A 15591-nucleotide genomic window follows, 5' to 3' on the forward strand; every position below is an offset into this window, starting at 1 on the left:
CTAGCGCAGGGCGCGGCCGGAGTTCTTCCAGCCATCGCGCGCCAGCGGGCGGATCGTGCGGATCGCGCCTGCCGAAAATCCCGCGAGCGTGACGGCCGCCGCAATCGCCGCGACAACCTCCGCCGAAAGGCCTTCCGGCTCGGGAGCGCGCACAGGCTCCGGCGCGGCAATCGGTGCTGCTGCGGGGGCTGCAACGGAAACCGGCGTTTCCTTCTTGCGCGTCGGATCAACGGCATGGATCAGCCGAATCAGGAGACTCAGCGAGATCAAGACGATGAATACGACGGTCATGTTGATCAGCATGATGATCAAAGGATTCGTTGTTACTGGCTGTGACATACACTCACCTCATTCTTGATAGATGAAAATGCTGCGTCTTGCAAGGAAGTGTATCGTTTCCTCATTTCTATTATAGATGAATTTTCAAAAAACTTAAAATATATTATATGAATGAAAAGAATAACTTTTAGTTATCCTATGATAAGACAACGTACTTTTTCCACATAGATTCTCCGAAAGGCGGCTCTTTCTCCAAGCGTCCTCCTGTCAAGCCGCACGGAAAATCCCGCCTTCTGCAGGCGGCTCTTCCACGAGCCGTCCTCTTCCCCTGCCAGATCGTGCGTGACATGGCGTCCGCCCGCCAAGAGGAGCGGGGCTAGCAGCACGTGCTTTTTCCCGCTCTTTTCAAGGCGCTCAAGCACCATGGCGAAGTTCGGCACATCCGCCTCCTCCAACACGCCGATATGTACGGGCAGCCCCTCTTCATCGGCACGCTGCTGCAGCAGCCTGTAGACGGGATTGTGTCTGTGCGGCGAACCGTGGCCGAGGAGCACTGTCGCCTCTCCTGTCTGCGGAGCAAGACCAGAAAAGATCGCGGCCAAACCATGCGCGATATCATCGTTTTCCGTACCATCTGCGCGAAAGAACACAGGCTCGCCGACCTTGAGCACGTCAAAGCGCGAAGAGAACGCTTCCGCTTCCTTGAGAATCTTGTTCTCGTATTCCTCTCCTGGCGTCAAATGCGTCGGCTGCACATAGACTTCACGCACACCCGCCCGACCAAGTTCTTCCAAACGCTCCGCCAAAGAAGCCATATCGATTCCCGCCTCCTGCAGGCGGCGACGGATGAAGGCGGACGTATACGCCTCGACAACCGTGAAGTCCGGAAAGGCCTCCGTGATCTCGCGCACGATTGGCACGAGGCTTTTCTCCCGTGCCTCAGACGCACTGACGCCAAAGCTCGTGACGACGATAGCAGGGCGCATCACCCCTGCTCCTTCTTGACGATGTCAGCGATGCGGCGGCAGATCGTCTCAAGCTGCGTCTGGTCAGGGCCTTCCGCCATCACGCGGATCAAAGGCTCCGTGCCCGACGGGCGCACGAGGATGCGGCCATCACCGCCAAGCTCTTCTTCTCCTGCGCGAATGGCCGCAGCAATCGCCGCATTCTCCTCCCAGCCTTCTTTCGAAGCGACGACGACGTTGACGAGAAGCTGCGGATAGCTCTTCATCAGAGTGGAAAGCTCCGACGCCTTGCGCCCTGTGCGCTTCAGCGCTGCGAGCACCTGCAGGGCGGTGATGAGTCCGTCGCCCGTCGTGCTGAAGTCGGAAAAGATGATGTGCCCCGACTGTTCGCCGCCGAGACGGTAGCCATGCTCGCGCATGTTTTCGAGCACATAGCGATCACCTACCTGCGTGATCTCCGCACGCCCGCCCGCTTTCTCGATCGCCTTGTGAAAGCCGATGTTCGCCATGACCGTCGTCACGACGGTATTCCCCGTGAGCGTTCCCTTCTCCATCATGTCCTTGGCACACATGACGAGGATGTGGTCGCCGTCGATGACCTCGCCCTTCTCATCCACACACAGGCAGCGGTCAGCATCTCCGTCGTGCGCGATGCCGATATCCGCGCCATCCGCAAGCACCATTTTCTGCAACGATTCAAGATGCGTTGAGCCGCAAGCTTCGTTGATGTTGACGCCGTCCGGCTCTGCATGAATCACATGCACGTCGGCGCCCAAGCGGCGCAGGACGCGCGGCATGCAGTCATACGCCGCACCGTTCGCACAATCGAGCACGACCTTCAAGCCGTTGAGCTGCACGCCTGCCGTGCCCTGCACGAAGTCGATGTATTCACGCACATACTCCTTGCGGCGCTTGATGCGGCCGATGTTCTCGCGCGTCGCACGCGGCAGCTTCTCGCCCGCCTCGATGCGGCGCACGAGGTTCTCGATCTCGTCCTCCACAGCATCGGGCAGCTTGTAGCCGTCGCCGCCGAAGAATTTGATGCCGTTGTCATAGAAGGGATTATGCGACGCCGAGATGACGATGCCCGCAGCCGCCTTGTGCGTCCTCGCCAGATAGGCAATGGCGGGCGTCGGGCAGACGCCGATGATCTCAACGCGCCCGCCAGCTGAGCAGATGCCCGTCGCGAGAGCGGACTCAAAGAGGTTGCCCGAGATGCGCGTGTCACGCCCGATAATGATCAAAGGGTTTTGCTGCACCTTTTCGCCGAAGTACAGGGCTGCCGCCCAGCCGAGACGATATGCCAACTCTGGGCAGAGCGCCACATTTGCTTCTCCGCGAACACCGTCCGTACCAAAAAGTCTTGCCATGAAATTCTCTCCTATTCTTCATCGCCCTTGGCGATCTTATTCCATAGACTCCCTTTGCGTCAGAAAGGCGAGCGCCGCCTTCATGCCGTCGACGGCAGCACTCATGATGCCGCCCGCGTAGCCCGCACCCTCGCCGATGGGGTAAAGCCCCGAAAGGCCATGCGCCAAAAAGTTTTCCTTCTCGCGCACGATGCGGCACGGCGCAGAAGAACGCGTCTCGACACCCGTCAGCGGCACATCGGGCGCGGAAAATCCCTTCATGCGCCCGTCGAAGGCGCAGAGGGCGTCTTCCAGCGTATCCGTAACGAAGCGCGGCAGGCACTCGTGCAAATCGACGGGGCGCACGCCAGGCAAATACGTCGGCTGCACGAGGAAGTCCGCTGCGCCCTTTTGGTGTGCAAGAAAGTCACCAACGGACTGCACGGGCGCACGGTAGTCTGCACCTGCAAGCTTGAAGGCGAGGCTCTCGCACTGCCTTTGAAATTCCATTCCTGCGAGCACCTCGCCGCCGAAATCCTTCGGGCCGACCTGCACGAGAAGCGCAGCGTTCGCCACGCCCGAATCGCGCTTGTAGCAGCTCATGCCGTTCGTCGCGACGCGGGAAAGCTCGGACGCCGCCGCGACGACCTGCCCGCCTGGGCACATACAGAAGGAGTACGCGCCCCTGCCGCGCAACTTGTCCTGATAAGTGAGACTATAGTCGGCGACAGGCAGGCGCACATTCCCAGCATCCTCCCCGTACTGCACGCGATCGATGAATTCTTGGGGATGCTCAATGCGCACGCCCACGGCAAACGCCTTCGCCTCCAGAAAAAGCCCGCGCGAAAGAAGCATCTCATAGGTGTCGCGCGCTGAATGTCCAATAGCGAAGAAAGCTGCTCCGGCCTTCACGCGCTCCTCGCCGTTGACGATGAGCGCGTGGAGCGCGCCGTCTTTCAGCTCAATGTCTGTCACTTGAGCCAAAAAACGAATCTCGCCGCCCAGGCGGCGGATCTTCTCACGGATGTTCTTGACGATGCCGCGCAGGAGGTCTGTACCGACATGCGGCTTGTGCAGATACTTGATCTCCTCGGGGGCACCCGCCGCCACGAAAGCGTCGAGCACCTCGCTTATGAGGGAATCGCCGATGCGCGTCGTCAGCTTGCCGTCAGAAAACGTCCCCGCGCCGCCCTCACCGAATTGGACGTTGGAGCGCACATCGAGCATTCCCGTCTGCCAGAAGCGCTCGATCGCCGCATGACGCGCCTCGACGTCATAGCCGCGCTCTAGGACGAGCGGGGAAAGCCCCGCGCGTGCGAGCGTCAGCGCGGCGAATATGCCGGCAGGGCCGAAGCCCACGACGACAGGACGCGCCTCGCCCGGCACGAGCGGGGAAAAGCGTGCAAGGTCAAGCTTCTCTTCCTTTTCGGCAAGCGCAACATGGCGGTCACGCCGCAAGCGCGCCAACAGCTTTTTCTCACTGCCCTGGATGCGCACATCGAGCGTATAGAGGAAGGCGAGCGGCGCTCCATGGTAGCGTCGCGCATCGAGCGCCCTTCGCACAATGCGCACTGCAAGAATATCGTCTGGAGAAACACCCAAACGCTCAGCGGCAAGAACCGCAAATGGACGTTCGTCGCTCAAGGGAACAGCATAGCTGCTGATTCGGATCATGGCGCGTCCGCTCCCTTTGCCTGCGCCTTCGGTTTCAACTCGACCGTAACCGTGACCTCTCGATTGGAAATCGCAACGCCATTGGGTATCGCAAGATGTACAGTCTTCTTGCCGCTCTCTTTCATGTCTGAGATGACGATCTTCTCCGTGTCGATACTCGCCACCTTGCTGATGAGAGCGGCATCGCCCGCGATTTCGATCTTTGTCGGCTCGACCTGCACCTCGCCCAGAGTGAAGCCCTCGGGCAGAACGTCGTCGAGAACCGGATGGATGCTGACAATCTTGCGCGTCAACCCACGCGCAAGCTGTACGGAAACCTCAACCGTACGCGCGAGAAGCTCCACATCGTCGACCGCCTTGCCGTCGCTGTTGATCGGCGTCAACGGCACCTGCAAGGTGAAATCGTCACGATTTCCCGAAAGGCCGACGTAGCCGATGACGCGGTCGACCTCCGCAATGCGCGACTCAGGGCCCTCGATGACCGTGGTGTTCGCCGACTGCGAAATCTTGCCCACAGTGTAGCCTGCAGACGCCGAACCCGTGACGATGAGATCGATGCGAACCGATCGCCGCACGATCTTGTCCAAGGTGACCGAAACGGTCTCAGGCTGCGCGTCGACGAGTTCGAATCCCTGCGGCAGAACGGCCTTGACCTTGACCTCGTGCTCGCCTGAGCCAAGCCCTTCAAGATCAGCGTAAGCCTTGAATCCTTCCGGCTCTGCTGAAACAAAGAAGGAGCGCGCTCCGCGCACCTTGAGTTTCACACTTTTCTCTGACTGCGTAATCTTGTATCCCTCAGGCACATTGCGCAACTCAACAGCGACAGTAAAACTGCCTTCGATCTGCGGATTTTGCTCGTTCATGACGAAAAGCCAGAGCACGACGGCGACAACAAGGGCGATGATTTTTGCCGGGAGGTTGCGCTGGACGAGCGCACGCAATCGTGTCATCATTTCCCCTTCCTCCAATTCAACACCATGTCCTTGATACCTGTCGTCTTGGGCGTGAAGATAGGGCGCAAATAAGATTTCAGATGCTCTGAGCTAAGACGACGCACGATCCTGCCATTTTCCGCGACGGAGACCGTGCCCGTCTCCTCGCTGACGACAACAACAAGAGCATCGCACTGTTCAGAAAGACCGATGGCAGCGCGGTGACGCGTGCCAAGTTCCGTGCTCAGCGTGCGATTTTCTGTCAAAGGCAGAAGGCATCCCGCCGCGATCAGGCGCTTACCGCGTATGACAGCGGCACCGTCGTGCAAGGGCGTGTTCGGAATGAAGACGTTCATGAGAAAATCCGCCGTGATGAGACCGTCGATCTGGACGCCCGTGGCGCTGATGTCGTTGAGTCCCATCTCACGTTCAAAGACGAGCAAGGCGCCGATCTTGCGCGAGGACAGGAGCATCACCGCCTTGTCAAGCTCATTGACGAGTGACCGCGCCTCGTTGTCATCGAGAAAAAGTGATTTGCCGAAGAAGCGTCCCTGACCCAAATGCTCAAGCGTACGGCGAAGTTCCGGCTGAAATACAATGGGAAGCGCGACGAAGAGCAAGGTCAGCGTCTGCTGCAAGAGCCAATAGATGACGTGCAGCGACAGCCAGTTGCAGACAATCGTGAGCCCTAGGAGCACGAGCAGCCCCTTCACCAATGTGATGGCGCGCGTATCCTGCAGCATCACATAGAGTTTGTAAAGAATCAATGCCACGATTAGGATGTCAAGAACGTCCAACAAGCTGATCGTCGACAAGATTCCTTGAAAGTGAATCGGAATATGGAACGGCATAAACAAAACCCCTAGAAAAGCATCCCACCATAGTTGAACATAAAACCTATTTCTTCTCGTGTGCAGGGAAATCCTTTCGAGAAAACGAATTTGCCCAAAAGACCCATTTCAAACCAAGGTGCACAGTGCACACGGTAGATTCTCCAAAATATCGGAGGCGATGAGTCCATAGCCCTTCTCCTTCGCCGCCAGATCTCCGGCAAGACCATGGATGTAAACACCTGCGAGCGGCGCAAGCCCCGCCGCCGTCTGCTTCATAAGCCCGGCAATCGCACCTGCAAGCACATCACCCGCACCTGCCGTCGCCATACCCGAATTGCCCTTCGACGTGAGGAAGACCTGTCCGTCGGGATAGACGATGATCGTGCATTCGCTCTTGACGACGAACACGGCATGATACTCGCGTGCGGCTTCACGAGTCATGTCAAGAAGCGACGTGCGCAGATCGCTGACAGCGAGTCCCAAAAGGTGTGCCATCTCGCCGAGATGCGGCGTCAAGATCGGCACGAATGCGAAGTTCTTGAACAGATCCGTCTTGCCGCAAAACGCGTAAACGGCATCGGCATCGAGAATCAACGGCTTCTTGACGGCGGCGCAGAAATCCTGCACAAACTTCTGCGTCTCCTGCGCCCTTCCAAGTCCCGGCCCGATGAGGACGGCGTCGAAACCTTCCGCTAGTGCCAATGCCTCGCTGAGCGCCGCGATGTCAATCACGCCCTCCTCCGTCTCGGGAAGAGGCTTCGTCATGACCTCGGTCAATTTTCCCGCCATCATCTCCTGCAGACTTCTCGGCAGAGCCAGCACAGCAACGCCCGCGCCGCTTCTGAGAACTGCGGAAGCGGCGAGCGCCGCCGCCCCCGTCATGCCGCGCGAACCCGCAATGACGAGGATGCGCCCGCAGGAACCCTTGTGCGCATCAAGCGGGCGCGGCAGCAGAATGGGCGCCACCGTCACATCGTCAAGGTAGGTCTGGCGAATCGTATCGTCTTCGAGCAAGACTTTCGGTATGCCGATGTCATCGACGAGAAGTTTTCCCGTCGCCGTTTCGCCGGCGCCAATCATATGCCCGAACTTCGGCAGCCCGAAGGTCACAGTGAGATCCGCGCGAATCGCCTCGAGAGAAGCGTTCCCCGTATCCGCCTCGACACCCGTCGGAATGTCGACGGCGACGACTGGCTTGCCATGACCATTGACCATGCGCACGACACGCGCGGCCGCGTCGCGCAGACTGCCCTTGAATCCCGTGCCCAGGATGCCGTCGACAACTCCATCCACGAAGCGCAGAGTCACTTGCAGTTTGTCCCAATCGCGCTCCGTTTCAAGGACGTGTACGACGACGCCCATCTTGATGATGATGTCACGGTTGAGCGCCGCACTCTTCGTCAGATGCGCAGCACTGCCCACGAGGAAGATGCTGATCTGCGCACCATGGTTCATCAGATGGCGTGCAGCGACGAAGGCATCGCCGCCGTTATTGCCGCTTCCTGCGAGTACGCATATACGCTTGCCCGAGACGCCGCCCAAGTATTCCTCAAAGGCGGCGGCAACTTCGCGTCCCGCATTCTCCATCAGCAGAATCTCTGGTATGCCGTATTCCTCGATGGCCCTCTTGTCGATTTTCTTCATCTCATCTGCCAAAGCGATCTTCATGCTTCTCCCCCTCCAGAATACATTGTGCGACGGCATATTCCCTGGCGTGACTCAAGGAAAGATGTATGCGCCACACGCCCCTCTCCTCTGCAAGCGCCGCAAAGAACCCAGAAAGATGGACCTCAGGTGCGCCGAGCACATCGGGCACGATCTCAACATTCAGCAGCGTCCCCTGACGCAGTCCCGTGCCAAACGCCTTCAAGACAGCTTCCTTGCCGGCCCAGCGTGCTGCATACGACGCCGCACGGCCCGCACCGCGTCCATCACAGTAAGCCCGTTCCTCCTGCGTGAAGACGCGTGCAAGAAATGCCTCTCTCCCCATCGCTTTTTTCATACGCTCGATCTCGATAATGTCCGTGCCGACTCCCAAAACCATCGCATCACCCCAGCTCGCAATCCGCGCCCATCGCCAAAATGCACGGCGAGTCAGACGTTCCACAAGAAAAGCCGGCTTTATGCGGAAAGAAATAAAGCCGGCTTTCATCCACTATTCTACTGTTCCTGCCGTACAGGCGCAGGCGCCTGCGGCTGCTCGACATTGCCGGGCGCCGTCGGGCGCATCGGCGTGATGACGGGATTCGTGCCGCCGCCCGAAAGGTTGGGAGAAATATCGGGCAGTTCAGGTTTTGCCGTCAGTGTTTCCGTCGATGAACTGTCGGGATTGAACTGGTACGTCCTGGCGATCAGAACCTCGACGCGACGGTTCTGTGACCTGCCCTCGTCCGTCTTATTGTCCGCGATCGGACGGTATTCGCTGTAGCCGATGGAACTGAACCGTGCCGGATTGAGCGACGCATTGCTCGCAAAGAGGAATTTCATGAAATTCAAGGCGCGCTGCGAACTCAGTTCCCAGTTCGATGGGTAGCGCGCCGTAGCGATCGGCACATTGTCCGTATGCCCCGAGATGACAACGCGCTCGGGAATCTTCGCGAGAAGGCCTGCGACGACAGGACCGATCTTCTGCGCCTCGCCCACGAGCTCCGCCGAACCCGAGGGGAACAGTGCCTTTTCCTTGATGCGGATCATCAATCCATCATCGGTCATCGTCGTGTTCAGCTCGCCTTGCAGGCCGTTCTGCTTGATGTAATTATCAAGTTCTTTCTGCACTTCTTCCAAAGCCTTCGCTTCTTGAATGTAGGCGCTGTTACCCTTGTCTTCCGTCGCCATGCGTTCGGCATGGCGGCTTTCGCTCGGCCCCATCTGACTGAAGAACGAAGGCCCGCCCGTATTGAAAGCCGCTGTAAACGCCTGCGCCATCTGCGCCATCTTGGCCGAGTCCGTAGCGGACATGGCATAGAGAGCGATGAACGTGGCAAGGAGCAGCGTCATGAGGTCGGAGTAAGGCAGAAGCCAAGCCTCGCCCGCTTCTTCTTCATGCGGTGCATGCCGCTTCTTTCTTGCCATGCCTTACGCCTCCTTCTTCAGTAGATCGCGCTCCGACTGCGGAATGAAGACCATGAGCTTCGCCTCGATGGCCGTCGGCGAATCACCTGCCTGCAGAGACAGGATGCCCTCGACGATCATTCGCTTCTGACCGATCTCAGAATCTGACATGATCTTGAGTTTATTTGCCCACGGAAGCCAAAGAACGTACGCCGTATAGATACCGAGGATCGTAGCGACGAACGCGGCCGCGATGGCGTGACCGACGACGTTGACGTCCGACAAGTTGCTCAGAGCTGCAATCAGACCGATAACGGCACCAAGAACGCCGAGCGTAGGCGCGTAGGTACCGGCCTGCATGAGCATCAGACGCCCCAGGGAGTGACGCTCCTGCATGACAGAAATCTCAGCATCGAGAACGTCGCTGACAAAGTCCGGATCCATGCCGTCGATGACCATGCTAAGCCCCGTTTTGAAGAACGGATCGGAGATGTCCTCGACGCGGCTCTCCAGTGCCAAGATACCTTCACGACGTGCAATCTGCGAAAGCTCGATGAAAAGCTGCAGAAGCTCACCCTTCTGATGCGAAGGCGGTGCTTGGAAAGTCATCTTTATCAGCTTCGGCAGCATCTTCATCTCATCCATGCGGAAAGCCGTGAAAAGACAGGCAAACGTGCCGAGGATGATGATCATGAATGCCGCCGGATTGTTCAGCGAACTGATTGGAGCCCCCTTGAGGATCATGCCGCCGAAGATAGCGATGAGTCCCGACAACAGTCCGATTAGCGTTGATTTTTCCAAAAAAATCCCCCTCTTCCCTAATGGCAGAGACGCAGGGCGTCTCCTGCAACGCCGTCTGCCCACTTGCATCCAGCACCCGCAAACGATGCAGATGATTTTTGCGGCGTCTTCATCCTTGCTTGCGACCGACGGAGTACGTCGGATAGAGCATCTTGGCTGCCCTTCCTCTCACACGAAGCCCGCTCGACCTGTGCAGGTCATGACCGTCGAAACTTCATGGCAAAAGTGCAGAGCACAATCCACTGCTTAATATATATCGAAACAAATGCAAAAAAAATTCATGACTCGCTAAAGGACTTTGCCACTATTTTTCTTTGAACTTCCATCCTCGCGAATCTGAAGCCGGTACTTTAGGAAATGCTGATAAATGAAGTCGCCCAGATGTATGAAGATGCGGGACGGAATTTATCAGTGATTCCTTTACAGTGTACACTAGATTGGTGTCGCTGTAAAGGAACATTTTCAAAAAAATTACATCTGTTTTTAATCATAAAAAATAAATTTTTCTTATTGTATCATAGATGATTTTGAAGTATGATAGGTTTAACGAAAATAATTCATCTTTATGGACGACAGGGAATGGGTGGCGATCAAGCATGGAACTAAGACAACTCGAATACTTTCAAATGGCAAGCCGACTGAAAAACATTACGCGCGCCGCTGAAAGGCTTCGCGTATCACAGCCGAACATCACCGTCGCGATCAAGAAGCTTGAGGCGGAACTCGGCATTCAGCTCTTTGACCGCAGTCAGAAGCAGCTGTCTCTGACGCCCGAGGGCGCTGTATTCCTGACGCGCATTGAGCTTGCGCTGCGCAATATCCAGGACGCCGTGCTCGAAGTCAACGATTACAAACAGCTGCAGAAAGGCACGATCAAGATCGGCATCCCGTCGATGATCGGCGCCTACCTCTTCCCCAAGATTTTCTCCAGCTTCCAAAAGAAATACTCGCATCTCGACGTCTATCTCTACGAAGAAGGCTCGATGCGCATCCGCGAGCAGCTCGAACGCGATGAGCTGGACTTTGGCATCGTCATCCTCTCCAATGCAGCGGCGAGCCTGCAGACGCTTCCCATGGCGAAGAGCCAGATCGTCGCGTGCCTGCCCGAGCAGCACCCACTTGCCAAAAAAAAGGCCATCTCCCTGCACGACATCGAAGACGTGAACCTCATCATGCTCAAGGACGGTTCCTTCCTGCGAAAGCTCCTGCTCGACACCTTCAAGCAGGAAAGCATCACGCCCGACATCGTGCTCGAGTCGAATCAGATCGAGACCATCAAGGGGCTGATCGCGAGCGGTGCAGGCATCGCCTTCCTGCTCGACTTCATCGTCGAGGAGACGCCCGGGATCGTGACGCTGCCCTTTGACAAGCCCGTCTTCGTCGATGTCGGGCTTGCCTGGAAGAAGGATCGTTACGTTTCCAAGGCCGCGCAGGCTTTCATCGACTTCTGCCAGAACACGCTGAAAAAAGAAAAATGATGTGCTTTCAGACGGCCGCTCCGAAGAGGGCGGTCTTTTTTTCAAAAATTTTATGGGAATTTACGGGAAATGTGCTACAATGGTAGCCGTAAACTCTGACGGACGCGAACCGTATCCGTCCACCTTGCATGAAGCATCAGGAGGAATCACCATGGCTTACATCAACGAAAACTATCTGAAACTCGCCGGCAGCTATCTCTTCCGCGAGATCGCGCACCGCGTCGCTGACTATAAGGAAAAGAATCCCGCAGCCAACGTCATCTCGCTCGGCATCGGCGACGTGACGCAGCCCCTGCCGCCCGCCTGCATCGCCGCCATGCACAAGGCGGTCGACGAGATGGCTGCAGCCGAGACCTTCCGCGGCTACGGACCCGAGCAAGGTTACGGCTTCCTCATCGAGAAAATCATAGAAAACAACTTCCCGGGACTCGGCATCGAGCCGGACGAGGTGTTTATTTCCGACGGCGCCAAGAGCGACTGCGGCAACATCCAGGAAATCTTCAGCGAAAAGGCGAAAATCGCCATCACCGACCCCGTCTACCCCGTCTACCTCGACACGAATGTCATGGCGGGACGCACGGGCGCACTGCAGAAAAACGGACACTTCTCGGGCGTGGTCTACCTGCCCTGCACGGCAGAGAACGGCTTCCTGCCCGAGCTGCCCACGGAGCATGTCGACATCATCTATCTTTGCTCACCGAACAACCCGACGGGCATGGCGATGACGCGCGAGTCTCTCTCCCGATGGGTTGCCTACGCGCGAGAGAACGAGTCTGTCATTCTCTTCGACGCCGCTTATCAGGCCTTCATCACCGAGGACGATCTGCCGCACTCCATCTTCGAGATCGAGGGCGCGAAGGAGGTCGCCATCGAATTCCGCTCCTTCTCGAAGACAGCGGGCTTCACGGGCACGCGCTGCGGCTACATCGTGCTGCCGAAGAGCGTGCAGGGCAGGAGCGCCGACGGCACGAAGAAGAGCCTCAACCCGCTCTGGAATCGCCGCCACACGACGAAGTATAACGGCACCTCCTACATCATCCAGCGCGGCGCAGAGGCCATATTCACGCCCGAAGGGAAACGAGAGACGGCGGCTGCCATTTCCTACTACCTCGAAAACGCCCGACTCATCCGCGAGGGCCTTGAATCCATCGGTCTTGAGGCATACGGCGGCGTAAACGCACCCTACATCTGGCTCAAGACGCCGCACGGACTCTCCTCGTGGGACTTCTTCGACCACCTTCTCACAGGCGCGGACATCGTCGGCACGCCGGGCGCAGGATTCGGCCCATGCGGCGAAGGATATTTCCGCCTCACGGCTTTCGGCGACCGAGAGAATACGAAGCGAGCAGTCGAGCGCATCAAGGAAAAACTGACGTTCTGACGAGAGGAGAAAGACATGCTCAAACCCCGCCTGCACGAACTCTGCATCTGCCGTCCCATATTGCAGGATGCGCTCATCGGAAAGTTCCTGCGCTTTCTGGAAAATCCTGAGAACACTTCGCACGCTTACGATTTCACCGCAGGGCTCATCGAGAAGGCGGAATCGCTCGGCCTTTCCGGAAATATCCTGCGCTCCTATTTTCTCCATGTGCTCGCTCATGTGGAAAACACCTTCGCATGCACGGTGGAACAATCTTCCGGCAATGTCGGCAACAGTCTTCGCCGCGCCTTCGTGCGCGATATGGAAATCCTCGCCGACGTCTTTCACGAGCCGCCAAGCGCCATGCTGCCATGCGACCTCCTTGACGACTACGAACCGACGAAGCGCTGCACGAGCGAAGCGTCCTCCTTCCTCCACGAACGCATGGCATCTGCGGCATCGGCAGAAGATGCCGCAGACGCCTTCCTCGATTTTTACCGGCTCTACGGCTGCGGCGAGATTTCGAGCTGCAAGGCGTTCTCCTGGAACGACAAAGAGCACAAGCTTCAAGGCGTCGAGCACTTCGAAGCGCTCCCTCTCACTGACGTCATCGGCTACGACCGCCAAAAGAAGCAGCTGACAGACAATACGGAAGCCTTCCTAGAAGGGCGTCCTGCCAATAACGTACTCCTGATCGGCGCGCGCGGCACGGGCAAGTCCTCCTCCGTCAAAGCTCTCGCTCACGAATACTATGGCCGCGGTCTTCGGCTCGTGCAGCTCACGAAATCGCAGCTCGGCGAACTGCCGCGCATTCTCGCGGCGCTTCGCCGATTTCCCTCCAAGCGCTTCATTCTCTTCCTCGACGACCTCTCGTTCGAGGCATTTGAGACGGAGTACAAGTATCTGAAATCCGCCATCGAAGGCGGCGTCGAGGCGCGTCCCCAAAACGTACTCATCTACGCGACATCCAACCGCCGCCACCTCATCAAGGAAAGCTGGCGCGACCGCGATCAGGCACAGGACGAACTCTATCGTCAGGACAGCGTGAACGAAACCGTCTCCCTTTCTGACCGCTTCGGTCTCATCATCACCTTCCTCGCACCCGACCAAGAGCAATATCATGCTATCATCTCCCACTACCTTGAAAAGGAAGGCATCCGCCTCGCCCCCGAGGAGCTTCGCGTTCTTGCTCATCGCTGGGAGCTTGAGCACTCCGGACGCAGCGGCCGCACGGCGCAGCAATTCGTCGTGCACTATCTAGGACAAATGCGGAAATGAAGAATCCCCTTCGCCTCTCTCAAAAGAGTCGCGAAGGGGATTTTTTCCTGCGGGGCGCACGGAGCAATGCTCCATAGCTTCGGCTTTATCTGCGATCGTAAGTGCAGTAGCCGTTCTCGTCACAGTAGGGGCCGCTCTGTTCGCTGTCGCGATAGTATCTGCTGCCGCAGCAATTATAGCGCTGCACGCCTGCCGTATCTTTCGCCGATGACATCGAAGCCGCAAAAACAGGAGCCGCACTCACCGCAAGCATAGCCAGAAGGGCGGCACAAAGCATCTTCTTCATGGAATCACCTCCTATTGCCATTATACTATGAAAACATCTTCATTACAAGGGAAGCCATGATGCGCGACAAAACGGGACAGCCTTGCAGCTGTCCCGTTTTGTATATGTATCCTTTTCAGATTCCCGCAGCTTTCTTCAAGGCGTCCGCCTTGTCCGTCTTCTCCCACGGCAGATCGGCATCGGTGCGGCCGAAGTGGCCGTAGGCCGCCGTCTGCTCGTAAATCGGGCGGCGCAGGTCGAGGTTGCTGATGATCGAGGCCGGACGCAGATCGAAGTTCTCGTGCACAAGCTTTTCGATCAGAGCTTCGTCCACCTTGTTCGTGCCGAACGTATCGACCATGATCGATACGGGACGCGCGACGCCGATGGCGTAGGCAAGCTGGATCTCGCAGCGATCGGCGAGTCCTGCGGCGACGACATTCTTCGCCACATAGCGCGCGGCGTAGGCAGCGGAGCGGTCGACCTTCGTGGGATCCTTGCCCGAGAAGGCGCCGCCGCCGTGACGCGCCATGCCGCCGTAAGTGTCGACGATAATCTTGCGGCCCGTGAGACCCGAATCGCCCTGCGGGCCGCCGATGACGAACTTGCCCGTCGGGTTCACGAAGTACTTCGTGTCTGCCGTCAGAAGCTCTGCCGGAATGATGACCTTGATGACCTTTTCAATCATATCCTTGCGAATCGTTGCCAGGTCGACTTCCGGATCGTGCTGCGTGGAGATGACGACGGTATCGACGGCGACGGGCTTGCCGTCCTCGTAGCGCACCGTCACCTGCGTCTTGCCGTCGGGGCGCAGGTAGCCGAGTTCGCCGTTCTTACGCACCTCTGCAAGGCGGCGTGCCAGACGATGTGCGAGTGCAATCGGCAGCGGCATGAGCTCAGGCGTCTCATTCGCCGCATAGCCGAACATCATGCCCTGATCGCCCGCGCCGATGGAGTCGGCGACATCGGACTCACCCTCCTTCGCCTCAAGCGCCTTGTCAACGCCGAGTGCGATGTCGGCAGACTGCTCATCGAGCGATACGAGAATGCCGCACGTCGCTGCATCGAAGCCATACTTCGCACGCGTGTAGCCGATCTTCTCCACAGTCTTGCGGATGATGTGCGGGATGTCGATATAGCACGAGGTCGAGATCTCGCCGACGACATGCACCTGCCCCGTCGTCACCAATGTCTCGCACGCCACGCGCCCCTGCGGATCTTTTGCGAGAATCGCATCGAGAATGGCGTCAGAAATCTGATCGGCCATCTTGTCGGGATGACCTTCCGTCACCGACTCGGAAGTGAACAACATCGTTTTGCTCATGG

General features: G+C 57.8%; 15 protein-coding genes. 3 read left to right on the forward strand and 12 right to left on the reverse strand.

The window, feature by feature from the left end; genetic code table 11:
• The 10 genes from RWS31_RS02500 to motA form a co-directional block, all read right to left on the reverse strand.
• Positions 1–339 carry an OadG family transporter subunit gene (locus tag RWS31_RS02500; protein WP_013740913.1) on the reverse strand — a complete coding sequence of 113 codons (339 nt, stop codon included), beginning with the start codon at positions 337–339 and terminating at the stop codon, positions 1–3.
• A gap of 131 nt (positions 340–470) precedes the next feature.
• The gene (locus RWS31_RS02505) at positions 471–1265 is read right to left on the reverse strand and encodes a sirohydrochlorin cobaltochelatase (RefSeq protein WP_314595818.1); all 795 of its coding nucleotides are present in this window, start codon (positions 1263–1265) and stop codon (positions 471–473) included.
• Entirely contained in the window at positions 1265–2614 is a 1350-nt protein-coding gene (gene glmM, locus RWS31_RS02510) for a phosphoglucosamine mutase (protein ID WP_314595820.1), read from the reverse strand. Before glmM ends, RWS31_RS02505 begins: the two co-directional genes overlap by 1 nt.
• Positions 2615–2650: 36 nt before the next feature.
• Positions 2651–4267 (reverse strand): FAD-dependent protein, encoded by a 1617-nt coding sequence (locus RWS31_RS02515; protein WP_314595822.1) that lies wholly within the window; start codon positions 4265–4267, stop codon positions 2651–2653.
• The gene (locus tag RWS31_RS02520; protein WP_314595824.1) at positions 4264–5220 is read right to left on the reverse strand and encodes a CdaR family protein; all 957 of its coding nucleotides are present in this window, start codon (positions 5218–5220) and stop codon (positions 4264–4266) included. The genes RWS31_RS02515 and RWS31_RS02520 overlap by 4 nt, the downstream gene beginning before the upstream one ends.
• On the reverse strand, positions 5217–6050 hold the full coding sequence (gene cdaA, locus RWS31_RS02525) for a diadenylate cyclase CdaA (RefSeq protein ID WP_314595826.1): 834 nt from the start codon (positions 6048–6050) through the stop codon (positions 5217–5219). Before cdaA ends, RWS31_RS02520 begins: the two co-directional genes overlap by 4 nt.
• A gap of 108 nt (positions 6051–6158) precedes the next feature.
• Positions 6159–7700: an NAD(P)H-hydrate dehydratase gene (locus RWS31_RS02530; protein ID WP_314595829.1), complete on the reverse strand. Its 1542-nt coding sequence runs from the start codon at positions 7698–7700 to the stop codon at positions 6159–6161.
• Positions 7678–8076: a holo-ACP synthase gene (acpS, locus tag RWS31_RS02535; protein ID WP_314596277.1), complete on the reverse strand. Its 399-nt coding sequence runs from the start codon at positions 8074–8076 to the stop codon at positions 7678–7680. The genes RWS31_RS02530 and acpS overlap by 23 nt, the downstream gene beginning before the upstream one ends.
• A gap of 116 nt (positions 8077–8192) precedes the next feature.
• On the reverse strand, positions 8193–9104 hold the full coding sequence (locus RWS31_RS02540; RefSeq protein ID WP_314595831.1) for a flagellar motor protein MotB: 912 nt from the start codon (positions 9102–9104) through the stop codon (positions 8193–8195).
• Between the two features lie 3 nt (positions 9105–9107).
• The gene (motA, locus tag RWS31_RS02545; RefSeq protein WP_314595832.1) at positions 9108–9884 is read right to left on the reverse strand and encodes a flagellar motor stator protein MotA; all 777 of its coding nucleotides are present in this window, start codon (positions 9882–9884) and stop codon (positions 9108–9110) included.
• A gap of 596 nt (positions 9885–10480) precedes the next feature.
• Here motA and RWS31_RS02550 point away from each other — a divergent pair.
• From RWS31_RS02550 to RWS31_RS02560, 3 genes are all read left to right on the forward strand, one after another.
• The gene (locus RWS31_RS02550; RefSeq protein ID WP_037370641.1) at positions 10481–11362 is read left to right on the forward strand and encodes a LysR family transcriptional regulator; all 882 of its coding nucleotides are present in this window, start codon (positions 10481–10483) and stop codon (positions 11360–11362) included.
• Between the two features lie 151 nt (positions 11363–11513).
• The gene (locus tag RWS31_RS02555) at positions 11514–12743 is read left to right on the forward strand and encodes an LL-diaminopimelate aminotransferase (protein WP_314595835.1); all 1230 of its coding nucleotides are present in this window, start codon (positions 11514–11516) and stop codon (positions 12741–12743) included.
• Positions 12744–12758: 15 nt separating this feature from the next.
• A complete protein-coding gene (locus tag RWS31_RS02560) occupies positions 12759–14000 on the forward strand; it encodes an ATP-binding protein (RefSeq protein ID WP_314595837.1) in 1242 nt (413 codons plus the stop codon).
• Between the two features lie 85 nt (positions 14001–14085).
• On the opposite strand, the gene RWS31_RS02565 is transcribed toward RWS31_RS02560, so the two are convergent.
• Complete coding sequence (locus RWS31_RS02565; RefSeq protein ID WP_264918669.1) at positions 14086–14286, reverse strand: conotoxin LiCr95; 201 nt, start codon at positions 14284–14286, stop codon at positions 14086–14088.
• 115 nt (positions 14287–14401) lie between these two features.
• Positions 14402–15589 (reverse strand): methionine adenosyltransferase, encoded by a 1188-nt coding sequence (metK, locus tag RWS31_RS02570; protein ID WP_264919881.1) that lies wholly within the window; start codon positions 15587–15589, stop codon positions 14402–14404.
• Between the last annotated feature and the right edge of the window lie 2 nt (positions 15590–15591).

Origin of the sequence: uncultured Selenomonas sp. (assembly GCF_963528755.1) — a bacterium.
Taxonomy (GTDB): Bacteria; Bacillota; Negativicutes; order Selenomonadales; family Selenomonadaceae; genus Selenomonas.